Origin of the sequence: Bradyrhizobium sp. CB82 (assembly GCF_029714405.1) — a bacterium.
Taxonomy (GTDB): domain Bacteria; phylum Pseudomonadota; class Alphaproteobacteria; order Rhizobiales; family Xanthobacteraceae; genus Bradyrhizobium.
In genome coordinates, this window is record NZ_CP121650.1 from 7747534 (window position 1) to 7770887 (window position 23354).

11 protein-coding genes and 8 pseudogenes are annotated in these 23354 nt (G+C 59.5%); 12 read left to right on the forward strand and 7 right to left on the reverse strand.

Features of this window, described 5'->3' with window-relative positions; all coding sequences use genetic code 11:
• The first annotated feature begins 962 nt into the window (after positions 1-962).
• From QA640_RS37300 to QA640_RS37315, 4 genes are all read left to right on the forward strand, one after another.
• Positions 963-1994, forward strand: coding sequence for a hypothetical protein (locus tag QA640_RS37300; RefSeq protein WP_283037733.1), 1032 nt, complete (start codon positions 963-965; stop codon positions 1992-1994).
• A gap of 11 nt (positions 1995-2005) precedes the next feature.
• Positions 2006-3043 carry a pyridoxal-phosphate dependent enzyme gene (locus QA640_RS37305; RefSeq protein WP_283037734.1) on the forward strand — a complete coding sequence of 346 codons (1038 nt, stop codon included), beginning with the start codon at positions 2006-2008 and terminating at the stop codon, positions 3041-3043.
• Positions 3044-3054: 11 nt separating this feature from the next.
• A complete protein-coding gene (locus QA640_RS37310) occupies positions 3055-4113 on the forward strand; it encodes an ATP-grasp domain-containing protein (protein WP_283037735.1) in 1059 nt (352 codons plus the stop codon).
• Positions 4114-4206: 93 nt separating this feature from the next.
• Positions 4207-5763 carry a lyase family protein gene (locus tag QA640_RS37315; RefSeq protein WP_283037736.1) on the forward strand — a complete coding sequence of 519 codons (1557 nt, stop codon included), beginning with the start codon at positions 4207-4209 and terminating at the stop codon, positions 5761-5763.
• A gap of 133 nt (positions 5764-5896) precedes the next feature.
• On the opposite strand, the gene QA640_RS37320 is transcribed toward QA640_RS37315, so the two are convergent.
• From QA640_RS37320 to QA640_RS37345, 4 genes and pseudogenes are all read right to left on the reverse strand, one after another.
• Positions 5897-6970 carry an IS630 family transposase gene (locus tag QA640_RS37320; protein WP_283043004.1) on the reverse strand — a complete coding sequence of 358 codons (1074 nt, stop codon included), beginning with the start codon at positions 6968-6970 and terminating at the stop codon, positions 5897-5899.
• A gap of 441 nt (positions 6971-7411) precedes the next feature.
• Complete coding sequence (ltrA, locus tag QA640_RS37325; RefSeq protein ID WP_283037737.1) at positions 7412-8560, reverse strand: group II intron reverse transcriptase/maturase; 1149 nt, start codon at positions 8558-8560, stop codon at positions 7412-7414.
• A gap of 977 nt (positions 8561-9537) precedes the next feature.
• Positions 9538-10637: pseudogene (locus QA640_RS48420) on the reverse strand (reverse transcriptase domain-containing protein); the annotation flags it as partial.
• Between the two features lie 660 nt (positions 10638-11297).
• Positions 11298-11692: pseudogene (locus tag QA640_RS37345) on the reverse strand (IS3 family transposase); the annotation flags it as partial.
• 257 nt (positions 11693-11949) lie between these two features.
• Between QA640_RS37345 and QA640_RS37350 the strand changes: the two are divergent.
• Together QA640_RS37350 and QA640_RS37355 are read left to right on the forward strand one after the other, a co-directional pair.
• A complete protein-coding gene (locus tag QA640_RS37350) occupies positions 11950-12846 on the forward strand; it encodes an IS110 family transposase (RefSeq protein ID WP_283037741.1) in 897 nt (298 codons plus the stop codon).
• Between the two features lie 70 nt (positions 12847-12916).
• The gene (locus QA640_RS37355; protein ID WP_283043005.1) at positions 12917-13288 is read left to right on the forward strand and encodes a hypothetical protein; all 372 of its coding nucleotides are present in this window, start codon (positions 12917-12919) and stop codon (positions 13286-13288) included.
• 3 nt (positions 13289-13291) lie between these two features.
• On the opposite strand, the pseudogene QA640_RS37360 reads toward QA640_RS37355, so the two are convergent.
• A pseudogene (locus QA640_RS37360) lies at positions 13292-13552 on the reverse strand (helix-turn-helix domain-containing protein); the annotation flags it as partial.
• A 479-nt stretch (positions 13553-14031) separates the two neighbouring features.
• Between QA640_RS37360 and QA640_RS37365 the strand changes: the two are divergent.
• Together QA640_RS37365 and QA640_RS37370 are read left to right on the forward strand one after the other, a co-directional pair.
• Positions 14032-14390: pseudogene (locus tag QA640_RS37365) on the forward strand (IS5/IS1182 family transposase); the annotation flags it as partial.
• An 84-nt stretch (positions 14391-14474) separates the two neighbouring features.
• Positions 14475-14735, forward strand: a pseudogene (locus tag QA640_RS37370) (transposase); the annotation flags it as partial.
• Positions 14736-14737: 2 nt separating this feature from the next.
• Here QA640_RS37370 and QA640_RS37375 read toward each other — a convergent pair.
• Positions 14738-16123 carry an IS110 family transposase gene (locus QA640_RS37375; protein WP_283037742.1) on the reverse strand — a complete coding sequence of 462 codons (1386 nt, stop codon included), beginning with the start codon at positions 16121-16123 and terminating at the stop codon, positions 14738-14740.
• A 230-nt stretch (positions 16124-16353) separates the two neighbouring features.
• On the opposite strand from QA640_RS37375, the pseudogene QA640_RS37380 reads away from it, so the two are divergent.
• The 4 genes and pseudogenes from QA640_RS37380 to asnB form a co-directional block, all read left to right on the forward strand.
• A pseudogene (locus tag QA640_RS37380) lies at positions 16354-16770 on the forward strand (IS3 family transposase); the annotation flags it as partial.
• A 660-nt stretch (positions 16771-17430) separates the two neighbouring features.
• Positions 17431-18960: a group II intron reverse transcriptase/maturase gene (gene ltrA, locus QA640_RS37385; RefSeq protein ID WP_283037743.1), complete on the forward strand. Its 1530-nt coding sequence runs from the start codon at positions 17431-17433 to the stop codon at positions 18958-18960.
• A 64-nt stretch (positions 18961-19024) separates the two neighbouring features.
• A pseudogene (locus tag QA640_RS37390) lies at positions 19025-19492 on the forward strand (DDE-type integrase/transposase/recombinase); the annotation flags it as partial.
• Between the two features lie 859 nt (positions 19493-20351).
• Positions 20352-22178, forward strand: a complete 1827-nt coding sequence (gene asnB, locus QA640_RS37395) for an asparagine synthase (glutamine-hydrolyzing) (RefSeq protein WP_283037744.1) — start codon at positions 20352-20354, stop codon at positions 22176-22178.
• 605 nt (positions 22179-22783) lie between these two features.
• Here the strand turns inward: asnB and QA640_RS37400 are convergent.
• Positions 22784-23242 (reverse strand): annotated as a pseudogene (locus tag QA640_RS37400) (IS630 family transposase); the annotation flags it as partial.
• Between the last annotated feature and the right edge of the window lie 112 nt (positions 23243-23354).

Consider the following 23354-nt stretch of genomic DNA (forward strand, 5'->3'; position numbering starts at 1 on the left):
GAAATCGGGGCGGCAGATCACGAAGATGCATTCAAGAGCTTGAGGCGGACGACTTCGTGAACGCTTTGTCAGCGGGCATCCGTCTGAAGCGTTCCTATTAGTCTTTCTCTTGGCTTCCCCGCAGTCCACGTACAAATGCACGAAACCATTCCCGGTTCACCACGCGTGCTCAACCACACAGGATCGGTAGTTGACAGTGAACGGCCTCACTTCCCCGACTATTCCTTGCGCCCCGTCCGTTGCCGCGCCCCTGAGCATTGTCATTGCCCGGCTCGGGTCCCGTCTCGGTTTGCGCGCCCGCCTCTGCCGCCGTATGCTTATACAGCGACCTTCTTATTCGACAGAGATGTACTTTTTGTTTTGCGAAAGTAGTGGACGCAGAGCTCCTCGGCAAGTTGAAGGGTAAGTCTCTTATGAAACGTAAGGCTTTATTGAGAGCGTTGAACTTGCGGTCGTATAGATGCTTTTAAGCCCCCTCGACTGCTGAGCTTTGCAGCTGGCGCGCTTGTGCGCGACAGGCTTAGCATCTGATAGATCGCCGTTCGGACTTCAGCCGTTATCCCAAAGTGGCTGCCCATTTGCGCGAACGGTGGTGGACGCTGTTGTGCCGGCGCAGCACATGACTGGATTGCTGCTCGGAACCAGCGACTCAGCTGATTAAGCACACTCCCAATCCGGGTAGGTGCGTGCAAATCTGCGCCTAGCTAAGGTCCTGCAAACAATTTCGCCGGACTTTCAGCCGCGGAGCGGATTACGCCGGACCGCTTCTGCGCACACATTGAACGGACCTCGCTCCTGATGCAGATCAAGTTGGAATCTCTGAGGACGCTAGCCGATGACGATGTGGTCGTTCGGTATTGGATAGCATCCCCTAATACGGACGGTTACTTTCATCGGCTTCGATGCTGCTTGCGAATCAAGTCAACTGCGGCTTGGCTGCGCCATTACGGCAGGCGAGCGACATGATCGAGAGCAAACTGGAACTTCCGGCCTACGGTCCACCCGCCTTTCAGCGCCGGCAGGTGAATACATCCGGCGTAGCGACCTGCCATCCGCATTTCGGCGAACTGCTGCAGGGTGCCTTCGACGTCGTGGAAGAAGGGCGCCGCCGGACTATACGTGCGCTGGTCTCAGTTCACATGCCGCATGCCGATGGATCGGTCGCCCGCATAACCTTGGAACCAAGTCGCAGGGGGAAGTTTCTGCTCAAGGCCGGCCACACGGGAATCCGCGTGAGACCGCCTCATTTCCGCAAATGTGAGATCGCGGCTCGGCTTGCCCTCGATGCGTTCGGGTTGAGGAGCATGGCTGCTAGCCTCGAAGTGACCACGGTCATCCCTTTAGGCGTCGGAATGGGCTCTTCTACGACGGGCGTGGTAGCCTCCATCCGCGCAGTCGCCAACGCTGTCAGTGCCCATCGGGGGGTGCCCATCATTCTGGCGCCTCATCTGCAAGCGAAGCTTGCTGTGGCGGTCGAGCATGCATGCGACTCGCTTATGTTCGACTGCACAGGCACTACCATCTTGTTCGCCCAACGCATGGGCAAGATTGTCCGGACGTTCAACGGTCCTCTTCCGCAAATGCATGTTCTCGGGTTTGACACCAACTCGGCCGACGGCCGTATCGACACCGACCGATTACCGCGAGCGCGCTACTCGCGCGACCAGATAGCCGCGTTCGGGTGCTCGATAGCGGTCCTGGAGCGGGCAATTGCTGAGCAGAGCGTTGCGCTCGCCGGTCGGGTTGCGACCTTTTCCGCGATGACGAGCGAGACCGCCATGCAGAATGCACTCAAGAAGCCGAAGTTTAGCGAACTCATCCGTATCAAGGAATGCACCGGCTCGGCAGGTATCATCGTCGCCCATAGCGGTACTGTCGCAGGCCTGATCTTCGACCCGGCTCAGCCAGACCTTCGCACCCGAGTGGGTGAGGCCAGCACCGCGATCACCCGCCTCGGCTTCGATCGCCTTCGTACGTTCTCGACCCCGTATTGAGGATGCATTCGATGCCGGACACGCTCTCCGACATCATCGGCGCTCATGCGCCCCTCAAAATCGTCTCATTGCGGCCTAAAAACTTGGCGGCCATCGACTTCAGGATGATGAAAGTTTTTCCGGCGTTTAACATTATCGAAACAGGTGTTCGCAACGGCGACATCAGGCCTAACACGACGGTCGTCGAAACATCGAGCGGAACCATGGCCCTCGGTCTTGCCATCGTTTGCATGCACTTCGGGCTCAAATTGCATATCTTTGGTGATCGCGCCATCGAGCCGCCACTCAAACGCACGATGGAGGAGTTGGGAGCCGAAGTGCATCTCGTCGAGGCCGCGGCATCCGAAGCGAACGTCCAACTGATCCGGAAACGAGCGCTGCTTGATTTCATGGACCACACTGGCGCCACCTGGTCACGGCAGTACGACAACCTCGGCAATCGCCTTTCCTATGCACGTCCAGCTGAGGAAGCGATCAGGCAATTCGGCAAGATCGACATGATCGTCGCAACCGTGGGCTCGGGCGGTTCATCCTGCGGTCTTGCCCACTACTGCCGCGCATTTTTTCCCGAGATGAAACTCGTCGGCATCGACACTTTTGGTAGCGTATTGTTTGGCCAACCCGCTGGGCGCCGCGATCTCCGCGGTCTCGGCAATAGCATTCTCCCTGGCAATTTGTTTCACGAGGCATTCGATGAAATCCATTGGCTCGGCGCCAACGAAGCATACCAAGCTGCGCATCGACTTCATCGCGAAACTTCGCTAAAGCGCGGGCCCACGAGCGGGGCAGCCTACATGGTCGCCAAGTGGTACGCGGAGCGTTTTCCCCAAAGCAAGGTGCTCGCCGTGTTCCCGGATGACAGCATTCGTTACGAGCACAACGTCTATGATCCAGTGTGGCTGGGCGAGCACAACTATCGGACCGAGCTTGCCGCGATCGAGCCTATTCTCGTCAATCATCCCCTTTGCGCCAAGCGCGGCTGGTGTCGTTTCGATTGGAACCGCCGCTCGCTAGCCGGCGTGATGGAGGCTTCGCGTTCCGCAAAGTGAAGGCTACTGCAATGGCGATCTCCGCCGCGATTTTCATCGAGTCCAATACCTCCGGCTCGGGTGCCGACTTCATTCTGCGCGCCCAAGAACTGGGGCTCGTTACAGTCTTTGTCACCGCCTCGCCTGAGCGGTATAGCTTTCTGCACGGCAGTCCGGAACTCGACCTACGCATATGCGATACGTCCTCAGACGTCGCTATTTCCGCCGTCGTCGATGATGTCGCCGCGGTCATGCCGATTGAGCTGCTAACCACCTCGAGCGATCTCTATCTTCACGCGGCCGCGCTGCAAGCAAGGCGGCTCGGGCTCATCGGCCCGGATCCCGATGCCATCGCACTCTGTAGGGACAAGGCTCGCCAGGCTGCCGCCCTGCGTGAGGGGGGCGTCGGGGTCCCCTATAGCGCCGTCGTGGGTGCGGACTGTGATATCCGCAACGCCATTACACGGATCGGCTTACCTGCAGTCGTAAAGCCGATCAGCGGTACCGGTAGCGTCGGTGTCACCCTGGTGGAAACTGAGACCGACGCGATCCAGGCTTTGCGCAACCTGCTCGGAACCACGACGGACGTGCGCGGCCGCCCTATCCAATCCGGCGCCCTTATCATGTCGTATATTGCGGGCGACGAGTTTTCCGTCGAGATTCTCGACAGTCGGGTCATCGGCGTGACGCGCAAACATCTCGGAAATCTACCGCATTTCGTCGAGATCGGGCACGATGCGCCGGCAATGATGTCGCCTCAATTGCGAGCGCAAATCGTATGTGAAGCCCTTCGCGCCATAGCGGTCCTGCGTCATGCGCGGGGACCAGCTCATGTAGAACTCCGGGTACACCAGGGCAGCATCACGATTATCGAAGTTAATCCACGCCTCGCCGGCGGCTCGATCCCCACCCTTTTCCGTCACGCGACTGGCTTCGATCTGGTCCTCGCATTCCTATGCAGCCTACTGGGGGTGCCCCCACGACTCCGGGCGCAGGCGCGCACGGTTCGATCCGATTCATCCTGCCGGAGCGCGAAGGCTTTTTCGACCTCCCTCAGTCCCGCGAGCGCCTTGTCGACCGCTTCGGACTAACGGAGTTCGCGCTATATCGCACGCTGCCGACGGAGTTTAGGCGATCGAACGATTTCCGCGACCGAATCGGTCACGTCATCGCGGTTGACGACGATGCGGCGGCTGCTGCCTCGCGTGCCGAAGCTGCGGTTGCTTTCATCCGACAGGGATCAGGAGATAACTTTGCACAAGACAGGCCGCATCAAATCCACGCTCCATCCAGAAGCGAGCTCCGTCGTTTTTGACGCCGATCTTCGGCGAGCAGTGAGTGACGAGCTACCCTTCTACGCCGAAATCGATCGAGCCCAGGCCATTATGCTTGAGCGAGTGGGGCTGATCGACCGCCGTCTCGCCAAGAAAGTGCTCGTCGAGCTCGATAGATTGCAGGCTGAGGAGTTCCACAGCCTCGCTCTTTCGCCTGCACCTCGCGGCTCCTATCTCGCTTATGAGGACCATCTGCGGTCAGTGATCGGCAAGGAAGCCAGTAATTTACATCTTGGCCGGAGCCGCAATGATATCAACGCGACTCTCGTGAAGCTCAAGCTCAGAGAGCCGTATCAAGAATTGGCCGGCGAACTCCTCGAACTTCTGCGCGTGCTATGCAGACTGGCTCGCACTCACCTTAACACGGTCTTCCCGCTGCACACGCACCGTCACCCTGCCTTACCATCCACCTTCGCGCACCATCTTGCGGCGTTCGGTGGCGCGTTAGCGCGCGATTTGGATGCGCTTCTGGCCGTGCATCCGCTCCTCAACCGTTCCTGTCTCGGTGCTGGCGTTGGGGGTGGCTCGACTTTGCCGATCCTACCCGACTTGACGGCAAGGCTACTCGGCTTCGCGACTCCGCCGGTCAACTCCATCGACAGCGTGGCATCTCGCGATCTGATCCTTCGCCTGCTGGCCAATTCGGCAATTCTTGGATCGAATTTAAGTCGCATCGCCGAGACGTTGCTGCTCTGGGTGGGCGAAGCAGGGTTAGCTAATCTTCCGGACGAACTGGTTGGCTCTAGCTCGGCGATGCCCCACAAACGAAATCCTTTCCTCCTCGAGCATGTCCAGGGAAAGGCAGGCGCGTTGGTTGGCTGTTTTGTCGCCGCAGTCACGGGCATGCATAGCACGCCGTTCACTAACTGTGTGGCCGTCGGAACGGAAGCTACTCGCCATATCTGGTCCGGTATCGCCAATTCCATTGGGTCGGTGCGCCTCATCCGATTGTGTTTTTCTGGCCTGACCGTCGCTGAAGATGCTTCGTCGATGTTCGATAGGTCGTTCGTGAACGCCATGGAAACGGCGACGCGGCTCGCCGTCGGCTGTGGCCTCGATTTTCGCTCCGCTCATCATGAAGTCGGGCAGCTCGTGACTATCGCTGTCGAATGTGGTGCACCAAGCCTCTTGAGCATCATGCAGAGCGGCCGACTACTCGATAGCGTCGAGGCCGCGCTGGCGCCAGACGTCATTGCGAGAACGGCTCGAGCAGGGGGAGGGTCCGCTCCGGAAGCGGTTGCCGCAGCCCTCGACGAGCTCGAAATGCATACCAATCGATCGGCTACGCTTTTGCGCGATATGGGGGCTGGTTGGCGCCGCGCTCAAGAAGAACTCCGTTCTGCGATCGCGAGTCTCGACAGGCCAGAACCTCAACCGATCGACGAGGGCGAAAGAGCTCAGCAGTGAAACGCGCGTATTGTCTTTTGCCTCGCTGCGAAGATGGAGCAACGCCTCGAGACGGAGCGCCCGGTCGAGCGCATCTTGAGGGTCAGCGCATGATCCCCGGCGTGACGGGCTTCAGGGACTACCTAGTGGTTTATCACAGTGGTTTTGACTCTTTGGAGGTCGTTGGATAGGCGCGGCGGAGTTTGGCGCGGGCTTTGTCGGTCGTGAACATCCACTTGATGCGTTGTCGGGTTTTATTTCGCGGCCGTTGCCATGCAGCGATCTCGTTTCGGAGCCTTTTGGGGTCGTCGATGCGACGGCCGAGACATTGACGCTGCAGCACGCTGATCTCGCACTCGACCATATTGAGCCAACTTGCGTGTTTCGGGGTGTAGTGGAATTCGAGGCGGCGCAGGATGCGACGGGCCTCGGCAGGCGCAAATGCTTGATACAGCGCGCCGGCGGTATGAATCGACAGATTGTCCTGAACGACACGGATGCAGGCGGCGTCGGGATAATGGACGTCGACGAGTTCACGCATGCAGTGCGCGTAGTCTACGGCGGCGCGGCGGTCTGTAACCTTGACGTTGCGCCAGCCACGATGCGGGTCGAAGGTAACGAAGAGATTGACGGTGCCGTTGCGGCGGTACTCGTAATCGTAGCGCTCGCGCTGTCCCGGCTCGGCTGGAATCGGCTGACGGACCTCGCCGATGAGCTGGACGGGGGTCTCGTCGAAGCAGACCAGCGGCCGGACGGGATCCGGCGCCTCGGCGTAGAGGTCGAGCACGTCCTCCATGCGGGCGACGTATTCGCCATCGACATGGGGGATGCACCACATGTCCCTGCGCCATGGCTTGAGGTCGTTCTCGGCCAGCCGGCGACGCACGGTCTCGCCCGACAGGCTGTCATGATCGGTGAGCTTGACGATCGTGTCGGCCAGCAGCGTCAGCGTCCAACGTTTGCGGTCGGCGGGCGGCTTGGCGCATGCCGTCGCCACCAGCAGGGCCTCCTCCCTGCCGGTCAGCTTGCGCTCTGCGCCCGGACGCGGCTCCTCGCTCAAGGCCCGCTCCAGATTGCCTTCCACGAAGCGGCGCTTGGTCCGGCCGACGCTGGACAGGCTGACCCGGACGGTTCGGACAATCTCCGCGTCGCAACTACCGGCATCGGCCGCCAGCAGAATCTGCGCCCGCTTGAGCTTGCGGGCGGCATGCTTGCCGCCGCCGCGCATCGCCGTCAGTTCGTCCCGCTCGATTTGGCTCAATTCGGTAGAGTCGAGATGTGGCGCGGTGGCGGTAGGCTGAACATATCTGTTTGCCGCCTCTTTCGTCTGGCGGTGCCTTAGTGGTTCACCCTTGGCTCCGTTTCCACATCCCGCTCGTCGGTAGGGTCGAAGACTGGCGCGCCGACAGGCCTCTCGACCGCGCCACGTTTCCAGTCCCCTCCACGTCGCACGCAGCATGCGGATTTCCCGCACTGCGCGCTCCCATTTGCTTCACACCAACGCTTATGGGACCTATCCTGCTGGGGCGACTTTCGGCCCGTCGCGTCGCACTCTGTAGGCGTTGAACAGCCCGAGAGTGTCGTACAGCCACCGCCTATTCCATCGTTCCCAGCCGAAGCCCTTTCGTTTCTGAGCATGCGCCAGATGGCGCCTGACCTTCTTCTCCACTCAGTCTTTGATGAAGCTGAAGCACTCGCTGGAATGCCCCACCGCGAAGTAGTTCACCCACCCCCGGAGCATCGGATTGATCAAGTTTATCACTCGTTCAACCGGTTGCGACCGGTGTCGGCGGAACACCTCTTTGAGCGCCCGCACCAGTGCCGTCCGCTTTTGAGCTAGCTTGGGCGTGTAATGCGGCCGCATCGCTCCGCTTAGTCCGCGGAAGTAGCGGAACTCAAAGCCCAGGAACCCAAAGCACTCACCGCGCTCAAGGTCCACTGTGCGGCTCTTTTCATCATTGATTTCCACCTGCAGCTTGGCGAACTCCTCCCGGAGTCGTTTGGTCACGGCTCCAATCAGCCAGTCATGACGCTTGTAGGCGTCGATCAAGACCACCAGGTCGTCAGCGAATCGCGCGTATTCGACGTAGGTGTACTTGCCGTTGCGGGTGACTTCCCGCGCTCGCTCCAGCATCCTGTCCACCTCATTGAGGTAGAGATTACTGAGTAAAGGCGAGATCACACCGCCCTGCGGAACGCCCTTCTTGCCTGAGGCTTTCAGCATCATCTTTAGGAGATGCAGTATATGCGCGTCATCAACCCGCCGCGCCACTTTCTCCAACAGCCGGTCATGCCGGACATGGTCAAAGTAGGCCCGCAGGTCAATGTCGAGAATCCGCGTCTTCCGTTGGACTATCGCTTCAGCCACACGCTTGATGGCGCCATGTGCTGTCCGTTTGGGCCGATATCCATACGACCCCGGTTGAAAGTCAGCCTCGAACACAGGCTCGAGGATGAGCTTGAGCGCCCCTTGCACCACTCTGTCGCGGATCGCCGGAATCGAGAGGACACGGACTTTGCCCCCGTCCTTCGGTATCTCCTGCCTCCGCGCGGGAAGTGGCTGGTAGGTGCGCCCGATCAGTTCGTCCCGTAACTGCTCAAGCAGAGCTTCCACGCCTTGCGTCTCAATGGCCTCGAAGGTGACGCCGTCTATTCCCGGTGCTCCATCGTTCTCTTTGGCCATCTCATACGCAGCGCGCAGGGTCTCCATCTTGCAGACGTGGACGTATAGTCCCCAGAACCGCCAGGACAGTTCAGCCTTTGCCTTGACGTATATTCTCCGCCTCAGGTCCTGCAAATCAATGGACGCCTTTGTCATCTCGTCCTTGCCTTCCCTATGTTGGAGACATTGCAAATGGCAGGGTTCCTTGGCTCCACGGATATTACTCCGCTTCATTGCTACTCCGGACCCGGCCGCCACCCTCTCGTCTTCGGCCGACTTCCCGGTTTCGCCGGTTATACGGCCTACCTTGCTCCGACGATTTCGCGTCGGGACGAGGAGGGCTTCTCCAGTTGCTCAGCATGTCCTTGTCACCGTGCTGTCGCTTCCACCCCGCCGAGGTGAACATCCGTATCGGTCAGTGTTCAGTTGCTCATGCTGCCCTCGCCCTCCGGTTGAAGGCTCGGCCCCCGGGGATACTCACTTTCGAGGCCACAACGCGTTCACTTTTATTACGGCCCGATGACTCGTAGCCTCCCCTGGGGAGACTTTGTCGATAGGCTTCAGAGTTTCAGTTTCCATCACTTCTGCTATCCAAACTACGGGGCTCTGACTTCTACCCCGGCAGGTTTGTCTCCTGCTGAACATGCCAGCCTTCGCTGGACACACAACCGGACGCGCACCTTTCAGCGCATACGGCTCTCTGTTCAAGCTTGGCCCATGGCCATAGCAACATCATGGTAGTGCGAGGTGACAGTGCTGGGGGCTTCTTTTCGGAAGATGTCGGGATTTTCCTCCGGATTGCGCCATCGGAACTGCGCTTTCGAACTTGAGACACGCCGGTAAAGTGCTTTTCCGTGTGGCCCACCGCGTTCATTTCGACCAAACGCCGCAGAATGGCCGCGAGCCGGAGGTGGTGACGATCGGCGAATTGCTGCCGAACAAGTACCGGCGGGGCAACGAGTGAACACGCCCTCCCGCATCGTCACGCCCGAGCGCCGCAGCGACGATGTCGGCGATACCGCGCAGGCAAGCGCAACTTCGCAGCGCTCTTCGACCTAAAGCGCCGCGCCGTTTCGATCGAGGTGGCGCCGCCGCCGGAGGTGACGAGGTAGATCGCGCCGCGGAACTGCTCGAAACACGAGCCAGGTTTTCGCCTTGCCCGGCTCCGGGGGTCGGTACCATTTCCGCATCAAAGGTTTGATGCGAGATCGGTATTTGTGCCCCAGCCAATGCGCCATTTTCCAGAATACGATGTCGATGCGCCGGAACATGTGCGCGGTGAAGGCGGTGAACTTGTAGAGCGCTGCCCATCCCGCCAGTTGACGGTTCAGGCCGGCGATCATGTCGACCGTCCTGATTGCCGGAAACGGTTTCAGTGAGCCTGCGAACAAACCCCTTCGCCTTTTCCTTGGGTATCGTTGTGACGACGGACATGCGCCCGTGCGACCCTCGCTTGCGAATGATCCTGTGCCCCAGAAAGACGAAGCCGTCATTGACGTCGGTGATATGGGTTTTCTCCATATTCAGCATCAATTTAAGGTTGCCTTCCAGAAAGGCGCGGCATTCCTCGGCCCAGCTTGATGCCGAAGTTCCATGCCCAGCGGTCCTTGCGGGCCTTGTCGCTCAGGTATTTCGCCTCCAGCCACGCATCGAACTCATCGAGCATGATGTTGGACAAGAGCGGTGCAGCACGCCACCTTGCGGAACACCCTCGCTGGAGGCTGTAAACAGGTCACGGTCGATGTGACCTGCCTTCAGGAACCGCCAGCGAAGATCAACAAACCGCCCATCCTGCACTCGTCGCCGCACACATCTGATAAGTAGCCGGTGATGGACCGTGTCGAAGTAGCTTGCCAGATCACCTTCGATGATCCAGCGGCCCCTCGTCATGTCGGCTCCATCCTGGAGCTGTATCTTCAGGGTGCGGACGGCATGGTGCACGCTTCGTTCAGGCCGGAAGCCATAGGATAGGCGATGGAAGTCGCTTTCCCAGATTGGCTCCATGGCCATGAGCATGGCTCGTTGGACGATGCGATCCGTCAGAGTCGGAATACCCAGTGGGCGTAGCTTGCCGTTGGTTTTCGGGGCGATAACTCTCGTCCAGCAGGATTTTCCGCGGGTCATCCAGATGCTGATCCAATCTGACCTGCAGTCGTTGCTTATCTATTCCGTCGATGCCCGGTGTTCGTGCGCCACTCGACGCCAGAACAATCCGAACGGCCTCGGCAAGCCACCTCATTCGGTCAGGTAGTTTGCAGTCCAAGCAGTTTGAACTGTTCCCCTTCGCTTTCCCTGCCGCGGACTACTACGGGCGGACTACTACGGAAACTCCGCCAGCATGGTGGACATCAGGGTCAACTCCCTTGCGACGCAAAGCATCCTGGGCATTTCATCATGCCCTCCCTCGTTCATATGCTGGACGTCATCGTATTGGTGAGGCTGCCGGTCGCAGACTTTTCCCTTGCTTTCCGCAAGTCGATGCCGATCCCATGCTCTGGCTGCGTTCTCCCCATGACCCCTCGCGAGCGTCCTTACATCTGGGCCCGCGTTCGGATGCCGGCCGTCCTATCTGTCCGGGAACATCATCAGCATTCCAGCTGTTAAGTCGTGTAGACGGAGGCGACATTTCAGCCCTCAGATGCGGGTGAACCGGTTCGTGTTCCTCAACCTTCCAATACTTCAGCCGCGGGGACCATCTCGGCTTAACGGCTTCGCCTCAATCCCCTTTACCTGCGGGCTACGTCACCCTGCCAGTTGACGACAGGTCACCGCCGCTTGGGCTCATGTCCCCGCACAGCAGAGGAAAAGTCATTGTTTTCTCCTTTCTCTTTTGCATTCCAGTCATACGCGCTTCCCAAATGTGGTGCGCACTGTAGGTGATGTCAATCGCCTAGACCTGGTCGGGCGTGTGATCTCGATCCCGCGCAGCAGATACGGATAGATCTTGTGTCCAGGCTCTGGCTTGGTGGTACGCGGCCGGCGGTAGAGCGCCTTTATGCCCATCCGCCGCATCAGCGTTCTAACATGCCGGCGGCCGATCTTGCATCCCTCAGCAACCAACAGGCCTCGCAACATTCGCGAACCGGCGAAAGGAAACTCCAGATGCAGCCGGTCGAGCCGTCGCATGATCGCGAGGTCTGCGGGCGACACCGGGCGTGGTCGATAATAGACACCGCCACGGCTGATCTTCAAAACTTCCGCCTGTTTCGGCAGGTCGTGCTCACGGTCGATCATCGCTTTGCGCTCAGCAGGCCGGCCTTGCTGAGCGCTCCTTCTACAAAACTAGTCTCGGCACTGCGCACCCCCTGTGGGATAGAAAGGGGTGGCTGCTAGACTGCGGGCGGAAGGGAGCGGCCGTTATGATTTTGGTGGCATGTCACCCCGTTAAAAAACATGGTCCATGGGTTGTTGCGCACTTGAGAGTGGTGACGCCATCCGGCGATCCGGTTTAGGAATCTGAGCAATAGCGCAGCCCAGCCCTTCCGCTGTCGTCAGCAGGAGGATTGGAGATGAACCGGAAAAGATCGAAACCCAAGATCGACCGCATGATGCCGATGATCCATCCGAACGCGGCGGCCATCGACGTTGGGGCGACCATGCACATGGCTGCCGTAAGGGCAGATCGCACGCTTGAGCCCGTGCGCAGCTTAGGAACCTTCACGACCGATCTACATCGCCTGGTGAATTGGTTCAGGGAATGCAGCGTCGAGACGGTCGTTATGGAATCGACCAGCGTCTACTGGATTTCAATTTTCGAAATCCTCGACGCCCGTGGCTTTGCCGTGTTCCTCGTCAATGCGCGCGATGCCAAACACGTGCCCGGACGCAAGACCGACGTCAGAGATGCACAGTGGCTACAGCGGCTTCATTCCTACGGTCTGCTTCGTGCCAGCTTTCGGCCCAAAGGCCAGATCGCCGAGCTGCGAGCGTACGTACGTGAGCGCGAGCGTCCGCTAGAGTATGCGGCTTCACATATCCAGCATATGCAAAAGGCGCTGACGGAGACGAATCTTCAGCTCCACCACGTCGTTGCCGACATCACCGGGGCGACTGGTCTGCGGATCATCCGCGCGATCCTCGCCGGCGAGCATGCCCCCAAAGCGCTGGCGCACTTGCGCGATTACCGATGCCACGCCAGTGCTGAGACGATCGAGAAGGCGCTCACCGGCAGCTACCGCTCCGAGCACCTGTTTGCGCTGGAGCAGGCACTCGCCCTCTACGACGCTTACCGCGAGAAGGTGTCTGCCTGCGACGCCCGGATCGAAACCGTATTGAAGGAGCTCAGCATCTGTCGCGGTCGCAGATGGGATTCGTTGCTGCCCCAAGCCGGGCGAGATCCGATCAAGCGAACGGACTGGCCTTCGATGTCCGCGCGGCACTCTTCACGTTGCTCGGAAAGGACATCACCCAGATCGACGGCCTCGGCCCCTATCTCTCGCTGAAGCTGATCGCTGATGTGGGGAGGACCTCTCCGCGTGGGCAAGTGCAAAACACTTCACCTCACGGCTAGGCTTGGCGCCGAGCAATAAGATCTCCGGCAGGAAGGTGCTCTCGTCACGAACACGCCGTTTCGGGAGCCGGGCCGCAGCGCTCCTGCGCCTAGCCGCCGTAACTGTTGGACGGACCGACACCGCACTGGGCGCGTTCTACCGGCGGCTCTCCGCACGCATCGGCAAGGCCAAGGCGGTGACCGCCACAGCGCGCAAGATTGCCGTGCTGTTCTATAACGCTGTGCGTCACGGAATGGAGTACGTCGATCCCGGCGCATCGTTCTATGAGACCCGCTATCGCACGCAGGTGATTGATAATCTGCATCGACGCGCCAAGGTGTTCGGCTTTGTTCTCAAGCCCATGGAGCCGACAGCCAGCGCAGCCGTTTCTTAAGGAATTGTTCTCCGGCGTCAGCTCGCCGATCTTGGCATGCAGCATTTTTACGTCCACCGCGGGCTCGCTCGTTCTGTTGCCACCGTCAGGACCAAATAACTCGGCCGCCGCTTCCTGAAGCTGTGACTTCCACTGCGTGATCTGGTTCCGGTGCACGTCGAAATGCTCAGCCAGCTGGGCCAGCGTCATCTCATCCTTGATCGCGGCTAACGCCACCTTCGCCTTGAATGCCAGTGCGTGGTGCCGACGGGTTCGTCTGCTCATCGTCTCTCCTGATTCGCGGGACAATCTTGCCCGCCGTCAGGCAGAAACTCCACTTATCGCCCTGTCTAGAATTCCGGAGCCAGCTCTGACCTCGGCTTTTGCAACCTTACGAAAGGATTGTCGCTATTCAGCTCACCATCTCATTATCTTCCAATTCATTCAGATCAACGAGTGCTTTGCTTCCAGCTTTGTTCGCATCTTTGCAGCAAACACGGGTCGAGCGAGTTACTGAAGCAGTCTATGTACGCCGCTGCAGTCAGTTATCGGTCGACTTAAAGATCGCGAGTCACGCCGCTTCCAGCGAGAACAGCCGGTATCGAAGCGCGAGACCTGCGGTTCCTCGCCCTCCCTCCCTCCTTGTCTTCGACGAGATTGCCTACCTCCCGATCCCGATACGCGGCTGATCCCCGAACCATAGTCGCCGTCACATAGGGAAATTTGAAAGCCCATTCTCACGGAAAGTTCGCTCCGTTGACAGCATGCATGCCAAAGGCCGCCCGTTCGTCACCCATGTGAAGGCGCTGCCTGCCAACCCCTATGATGGCCATACACTCGAGACTGTGATCCCGGAGATGGAGGCGCCGATCGGCAACATCATCGAACGCATGTTGCTCGACAAAGGCTACCGCGGTCACAATGACCCGCCCGAGTATAAGTTCACGGTGTTCATCTCAGGGCAGAAGCGGCGAGTGACGCCCAAGATCAAGCGCGAGATGCGCCGTCGCCCGGCATCGAGCCGGTCATCGGCCATCTCAAATCCGAACATCGGATGAGCCGGAACTATCTCTGGCACCGCCAGGGCGATGCTGTTCTCGCCGCCGCCGGCTACAACTTCAGAGCTGGCTCCGGAAATCTGGACAGGGCGATAAGTGGAGTTTCTGCCTGACGGCGGGCAAGATTGTCCCGCGAATCAGGAGAGACGATGAGCAGACGAGCCCGCCGGCAGCACGCACCGGCATTCAAGGCCAAGGTGGCGTTAGCGGCGATCAAGGGCGAGATGACGCTGGCCCAGCTGGCTGAGCATTTCGACGTGCACCCGAACCAGATCACGCAGTGGAAGTCCCAGCTTCAGGAAGCGGCGGCCGAGGTATTTGGTCCTGGCGGTGGCAACAGAACGAGCGAGCCCGCGGTGGACGTGAAAACGCTGCACGCCAAGATCGGGGAGCTGACGCTGGAGAACGATTCCTAAGAAACGGCAGCAGCGCCAGCTTCGGGCTCCAAGGGCTGGAGAACAAACCCGAATGCCTTGGCACGCCGATGCAGATTGTTGACGACCCGCGTGCGGTAGCGTGTCTCATAGGATGAGGCTCCCGGATCGACATACTCCGTTCCGTGCCGAACAGCGTTGTAGAACAGCACAGCGATCTTGCGCGCTGTAGCGGTCACTGCCTTAGCTTTCCCGACGCGGGACGAGAGTCGCCTGTAAAAGGCGCCGAGCGCCGTATCGGTGCGTCCGACGGTGACGGCAGCGAGGCGCAGAAGAGCCGCGGCTCGACCGCCGGATCGGCGCGTTCGTGACGAGAGTAATTTCCCGCCGGAGACCTTATTGCTCGGAGCCAACCCCAGCCAGGAGGTAAAATGTTTTTCACTTGGCCATGAGGTGAGGTCATCGCCGCATTCAGCGATCAGCTTCAGCGAGACGTAAGGACCGAGGCCGTCGATCGTAGTGATGTCCCTTCCGAGCAGCGCGAACAGCGCCGCGCGGACGTCAAAAGCCAGAGCGTTCGCCTGATCGGTTCTGTTCTGACGCCGCGAGGCCGACGGAACTGTCCCATGACCACGCCCGCGATGGATGCTCAGTTCCTTCAACACGGCTTCGATCCGTTCGTCGCAGGCAGATGTCTTCTCGTGGTAAGCGTCGTAAAGGGCGAGTGCTTGCTCGAGTGCAAACAGATGCTCGGTGCGATAGTTCCCGGTGAGGGCCTTCGCGATCGTCTCGGCACTGGAGCGGCAACTGTAATGGCGTAAGCCCGCCAGCGCCTCGGGGTCGCGCTCGCCAGCAAGGATCGCGCGTATGATGCGCAGGCCGGTCGCGCCGGTGATGTCGGCGACGACGTGGTGGAGTTGAAGATTCATCTCGGTCAGTGCCTTCTGCATGTGCTGGATGTGTGAGGCAGCGTGCTCCAGCAGGCGCTCGCGTTGACGCACGTAGGCTCGCAGCTCGGCAATCTGCCCTTTGGGCCGAAAGCTGGCCCGCAGCAACCCAAACGAATGGAGCCGCTGCAGCCACTGCACATCGCTGACATCGGTCTTGCGCCCGGGCACGTGCTTGGCATCGCGCGCGTTGACAAGGAATACCGTAAACCCGCGGGCATCGAGAAGTTCGAAAATCGGAATCCAGTAGACGCTGGTCGATTCCATGACGACCGTCTCGACGCCGCATTCCGTAAACCAGTCTACCAGCCGATGGAGATCGACCGTGAAGGTGCCAAAGCTGCGTTCTGGCTCAGGTGCGGCATCTGCCCCTACGGCTGCCATATGCATGGTTGCGCCAACGTCGATGGCAGCCGCGTTCGGGTGCACGGTGGGCATCGTACGGTCCGCCCTGGACTTCGATCTTTTGTAGTTCATCTCCGATCCTCCTGCTGACATAGCGGAAGGGCTGAGCTGCGCAAATTATTCAGATTCCTAAACGGGATCGCCGAGACGGCGTCACCACTGTCAAGTTCGCAACAGCCCATGGACCAGGTTTTTTAACGGGGTGCAATTGCCTCCAAAATCATAACGGCCGCTCCCTTCCGGGCGCAGTCTAGCGTCAACCCGTTTCTACCCCTACACGGGGCGCGCGGCGCCGTGACTAGTTTTTTAGAAGGCGCGCTCAGCAAAGCCGGCCTGCTGAGCGCAAAGCGATGATCGACCGTGAGCACGACCTGCCGATCACGAAACAGGCGGAAGTTTTGAAGATCAGCCGTGGCAGTGTCTATTATCTACCACGTCCGGTGTCGCCCGCCGACCTCGCGATCATGCGACGGCTCGACCGGCTGCACCTGGAGTTTCCTTTCGCCGGTTCGCGAATGTTGCGAGACCTGCTGGCTGCCGAGGGGTGCAAGATCGGCCGCCGGCATGTCAAAACGCTGATGCGGCGGATGGGGATAGAGGCGCTCTACCGCCGGCCGCGCACCACCAAGCCCGAACCCGGGCACAAGATCCATCCGTATCTGCTGCGCGGCATGGAGATCACACGCCCAAACCAGGTCTGGGCGATGGACATCACCTACAGTGCGCCTCGCCCCACAGTTGGGGAAGCGTATGACTGGAATGCAAAAGAGAAAGGAGGACTGAGAAAAAAAAATATGACTTGTTCCCTGCTGTGAGGGGACATGAGCCCAAGCGGCGGTGACCTGTCGTCAACTGGCAGGGTGACGTAGCCCGCAGGTAAAGGGGATTGAGGCGAAGCCGTTAAGCCGAGATGGTCCCCGAGGCTGAAGTATTGGAAGGTTGAGGAACACGAACCGGTTTACCCGCATCTAAGGGCTGAAATGTCGCCTCCGTCTACACGGCTTAACAGGTGGAATGCTGATGATGTCGCCGGACAGTTATGACGGCGTGCATCCGAACGCGAGCCCAGATGTAAGACGCTCGCGAGGGGTCATGGGGAGAACGCAGCCAGACCATGGCATCGGCATCGACTTGCGGAAAGCAAGGGAAAAGACTGCGACCGGCAGCCTCACCAATACGATGACGTCCAGCATATGAACGAGGGAAGGCATGATGGAATGCCCACGATGCTTTGCGTCGCAAGGGAGTTGACCCTGATGTCCATCATGCTGGCGGAGTTCTCGTAGTAGTCCGCGGCAGGGAAAACCTGCCACATGGCGAAGGGGAACAGTTCAAACTGCTTGGAGTGCAAACTACCTGACCGAATGAGGTGAAGACCTTTGATAATCAGTGAAATGCAGCACAAGCTCGCGACATGGGCCGAGAGCGATCCGAACCGAAGGTTCGATCGCCTCCTTCGGCTGATTGCCAACCGGGAATGGCTTGCCGAGGCCGCTCGGATTGTTCTGGCGTCAAGTGGCGCACGAACATCGGGCATCGACGGAATAGATAAGCAACGACTGCAGGTCAGATTGGATCAGCATCTGGATGACCTGCGGAAAAGCCTGCTGGACGAGAGTTATCGCCCCCAGCCGGTGAAGCGGATCTATATCCCGAAAACCAACGGCAAGCTACGCCCACTGGGTATTCCGACTCTGACGGATCGCATCGTCCAACGAGCCATGCTCATGGCCATAGAGCCACTCTGGGAAAGCGACTTCCATCGCCTATCCTATGGCTTCCGGCCTGAACGGAGCGTGCACCATGCCGTCCGCACCGTGAAGATACAGCTTCAGGATGGAGCCGACACGACGAGGGGCCGTTGGATCATCGAAGGTGATCTGGCAAGCTACTTCGACACGGTCCATCACCGGCTGCTTATCAGATGCGTGCGGCGACGAGTGCAGGATGGGCGGTTTGTTGATCTTCTCTGGCGGTTCCTGAAGGCAGGTCACATTGACCGTGACCTGTTTACAGCCTCCAGCGAGGGTGTTCCGCAAGGTGGCGTGCTGTCACCGCTCTTGTCCAACATCATGCTCCATGAGTTCGATGCGTGGCTGGAGGCGAAATACCTGAGCGACAAGGCCCGCAAGGACCGCTGGGCATGGAACTTTGGCATCAAGCTGGGCCGCCCTATTACGGTTCGAGAGAACCGGCAATGGAAGCCGGCGGTTGCTTATTGCCGATACGCTGACGACTTTGTCGTGATCGTAAAAGGGACCAAAGCTCAAGCAGAGGAAATCCGCGAGGAATGCCGCGCCTTTCTGGAAGGCAAGCTGAAATTGATGCTGAATATGGAGAAAACCCATATCACCCACGTCAATGACGGCTTCGTCTTTCTGGGGCACAGGATCATTCGCAAGCGAGGGTCGCACGGACGCATGTCCGTTGTCACAACGATACCCAAGGAAAAGGCGAAGGGGTTTGTTCGCAGGCTCACTGAAACCCTTTCCGGCAATCATAGTGTCAGCACGGTCGACATGATCGCAGGCCTGAACCGCCAACTGGCGGGATGGGCAGCGTTCTACAAGTTCACCGACTTCACCGCGTACGTATTCCGGCACATCGACCATGTCGTATTCTGGAAAATGGCACATTGGCTGGGGCACAAATACCGATCTCGCATCAAACCTTTGATGCGGAAATGGTACCGAACCCCGGAACCGGGCAAGGCGAAAACCTGGCTCGTGTTTGGTCGGAATGAACGCGGCGGGACCAACGGAAAAGCACTTTACCGGCTTGTCTCAAGCCCGAAGGCGCAGTTCCGGTGGCGCAATCCGGAGGAAAATCCATACATCCTCCGAAAGGAAGCCCGCAGCACTGTCACCTCGCACTATCATGATGTTGCTATGGCCATGGGCCAAGCTTGAACAGAGAGCCGTATGCGCTGAAAGGTGCACGTACGGTTCGGGGAGGAGAAGCGCGCTCGCGCTTCTTACTCCACTCCCGATGGCGCGCGGCTTCGTCTATCTCGCGGTGGTGCTCGACTGGTTCAGCCGCCGGGTGCTGTCGTGGCGCGTCTCGATCACGATGGAAGCCGCATTCTGCGTCGAGACGCTGGAGGACGCTCTCGCTCGCCACGGCAAGCCGGACATCTTCAACACCGACCAGGGCTCGCAGTTCACGGGCGCCGCGTTCACCGGCGTGCTCGCCAGTCATGGCATCGCCATCAGCATGGACGGCCGAGGCGCCTGGCGCGACAACGTGTTCGTCGAGCGGCTGTGGCGCAGCGTCAAATACGAAGAGGTCTATCTGCGCGCCTACGACACCGTGTCCGACGCCCGCGCCTCGATCGGCCGATACCTCGCCTTTTACAATGGCCGGCGTCCCCACTCGAGCCTTGACGGCGGCACCCCGGATCAAGCTTACTTCAGCCCGCTGCCGTTCCGCGCGGCAGCCTAACTCTGGCAGAAGCTCCACTTATCGACGCGGAATTGCTGTTCAGACAACCGGGGCCAGCTCACTTCCGTGGCCTCATCCGCTGGCTGGAGCTCTTGTTGCACCAAATCCTCGTCCTGCTCATGCTCCGACTTCACCTCGCCCCGAGCTGAAGTGCGGGTTCTTCACGGACGACTTTTTAGTTTCGATACATCACACGGACGCTCTGACGCAGTGCACTTGTGGCACCTAACAGCATCTCCGCAGAAACCGTTTCCGGTCTGATGTAAGCTCGGACTCACGCATGAACTATCCATCAAACCTGCGGTCCGTCAGGACCTCATTTCAGAACCCTGAGAGCGAGGCACTGGTAAAATGACAAGGCGCCTAGAAATGCGTGCATGGTCACCGATCGAGTTGGTGCCCTCCATACAGAAGCAGTGCCTCATTGCGCCGCGCGGTGCGTCGACCATTGGGCTCGGTCGCGTGGTCGCGAGACACGCTCAGGACCTATTTGCAATTCACCTATTGCTTGAGAAACCAAAATGCCTTCGCTTGCTTCCACAATGAGATCGTCAGCGTGACGCCCCTTAAACGATGCTGGCTACAGGTTGGTGCTGTGCCCCTGTTTGCCAGAGATCGAGTCGCCAGCACAAAAGTTAGACATCGCGCGATATTATCTCTTTGAAATGGAACTTCACAACGATTGACACGACCACCAGAACAGGTCGGTGCTCGTTGCGTGGTGTCGTGCTAGCAGGCCAACATGTGGCAATGAGCTTTAACGATTCATCCCTATTTAAGCCGATGAGGCGGCATAACGCATTATCACGTGTTCGCGAAGTGCCCCGGAACTCGAAGTTGCGTTATAAGGAGCCAAACTATGTGTGGCATCTGTGGATGGATTGACTTCGATCGTGACCTGGGAGGTCCCGAGGCGCGACGCGAGCTTGCTAACATGACTGCCACCATGGCTTATCGCGGCCCGGACGACGAGGGGACTTGGATCGACGGACCTGCGGCGCTGGGACACCGCCGCCTAGCAATCATCGACATCGAGGGCGGTAGCCAGCCAATGACGCTCCAGGAGGACGGCAGACCCATGTTGGTACTCGTCTATACAGGCGAGACGTATAACTACAGCGAGCTGCGTCAACGGCTCGCCGGCTTAGGTCATCGATTCGACACGAGCAGTGACACCGAGGTGGTTCTGCACGCCCACAGCGAGTGGGGCCACCGAGATCCGCGCGGCGCCGTGAATGAACTAAATGGGATGTTCGCCTACGCAATTTGGGATACCGCCAAACGCGAACTGCTTCTCATACGCGACCGGCTCGGCATCAAGCCGCTTTACTATTACCCTACACAGCATGGAGTATTGTTCGGCTCCGAGCCAAAGGCAATCCTCGCCAATGGTCTTGCGGAACGAATCATGGACGCAGACGGGCTTCGTCGCGCCCTATGCTCCTTCGCAGACCCGCACAACGCCGTTTTCCGGGGCATGCATGAGGTACAGCCCGGCCATATCGTCCGCGTGAGCCGCGATGGCATCCAGCAGATGGCCTACTGGCAGCTCAGCGACAGCGGGCACACCGATGACTTGCCTACCACCGTTCGGCGCGTCCGCGAGCTGCTCGACGACACGATCCAACGGCAGCTCATCGCGGACGTACCGCTGTGCACGCTCTTGTCGGGCGGGCTTGACTCCTCGGCCATGACCGCACTGGCCGCGCGCTTCAGCGACGAGCGGATCCGGTCATTCGCCCTCGACTTCGTCGGCTACACCGACAACTTTATCCCCGGCCCGATGTGCGCCACACCCGATGGGCCGTACGTGCAGGAGGTCTCGAAGTTCGTTGGTACGGACCACACGGACATTACGTTGTCCGCGGACGAACTCATGGACGCGAATGTGCGAGCCGCCACCCTCCATGCCCGCGACTTGCCGTTCACCATGGGCGACATCGACAGCTCTCTTTATCTCCTGTTTAAGGCAATCCGGCAACATGCGACGGTGGCTCTGTCCGGGGAGTCGGCCGACGAGCTTTTCGGCGGTTACTGCTGGTTTCACGATCCCGCGTTCGTTCAGGCGGACAAATTTCCATGGTCCGGCGGCACGTGGTATGACACTGACCAATATCTGGACCCGGACCTCGTCGAGAACCTCGACCTCCCACGCTATCTCGACGAGCAGTACCGCAAGGCACTCGCAGAAGTACCCGCCCTGACCGGGCCGGCCTCTACCGATCCGCATGAGCGTCGCATGCGCGAGGTCTGCTACCTCGCTCTCACACGCTTCCTTCCGATGCTGCTCGACCGCAAGGACCGGCTAAGTATGGCTTCGGGTCTCGAGGTGCGGGTCCCCTACTGCGACCACCGCCTTGTCGAGTACGTGTTTACTATCCCGTGGGCCCAAAAGACTTTCGACGGGCGCGAGAAGAGCCTCCTGCGGGCCGCCACCGCGAATCTGCTGCCGCGGTCGGTGGTGCAGCGGGTCAAGAGCGGGTATCCGGCTATTCAGGATCCGATCTACGCCACAATGCTGCGCAGACGGTTCACCGCGCTGCTAAATGATCGCACTGCGGCGGTAGCACCACTGCTGTCCGTCGACGGCTCCCGTGCGTTGCTCGACGCAAACATCTGGCAGGTGGAGCGTATCCTGGCCCTTCAGGATTTCCTGACCGATTACAACGTGAGCCTTAGGGTTTGAGACGGCGGAACACACATAAGCTGTGAATGCCGCTACGAATTTCTTCAGATATGACGAGGTATACTTCACCAGGCGGGTTTCGGCGCATCAGCGCGTGAGATGATCTTGTTTCCCATTTTTGGGTTGGCCGTCCCGCGGCGCTTGTGCTGAGATTGGCGCGGCAATAGCTTTGAGTATCCGTGCTCTGCCCTGGCGAAGCCATAGAGCCTTCGATTTGGCGTGGTGGCAGCGGTTGTGACCGCGGCATCGCCGAATTCCTCAGCCTACTCGGCAAATCCGATGTCCGCTAGCCATAGCGCTGCGTTCATAGCGGGCGTTGGCCGGCTGGAAAGCAAAAATGGATCACCTCGTTGTGGCCGATGAAGTCGAGCCGCGCGAGAGCAACAATCCAGTTCTTGGCTACGCAAGTGTGGAATGAGAACTCAAGTCGAGTCGGCGCGCGTTTTGATGGTCGAAGCGGACCGCAGCGCCGTCTTTGCTCTGCCGGTTCCCATGCATCGCGACGCCCACATCGCAACAGCCAAACTTTGGCAGAAGCGCCGCTTTCTTGCTGAGCGCAGTCTAAAGCTTGATGGCATTAGGTTCGATAGCCTGAATTTTTTGAGATAGTTGGCGCATTCGTCTGGGGTGAAGGTATCAAGTGCCTGGCCGATTGCGGCGCAAACCGCATCGACGGTTCGCGCGGCAGCTTTGCGGAGCAGGTGCTTGAGCTTGGCAAAGATCTGTTCGATCGGGTTCAGGTCGGGCGAGTATTTTGGCAGGAAGAAGAGTTTGGCGCCGGCGGAACGAATGAGCTGGCGCACGAGCTTGCTTTTGTGGCTGCCGAGATTGTCCATGACCACGATGTCGCCGGGACGAAGGGTCGGCAGAAGAACCTTCTCGACATAGGTCCGAAAGCTCACGCCGTCGATCGGCCCCTCGATGAACCATGGCGCATCGATCCGGTCATGGCGCAGGGCTGCCAGGAAGGTCATGGTCTTCCAGCGCCCGTGGGGCACCTTGGCAGGGAGGCTGCGCGCGCGCGGTGCCCATCCCCGCAAGGGAGCCATGTCGGGCCTGGTCCAGGGGTGAGTAGGCCGGAGGATTTTCACCCCCGGCACCGGGTCACCGGAGGCGGTCGCCCGCCCCCGGTTCCCACAGAACGTGGCGTGCGGATTTCCCGCACCGACGCTCTTC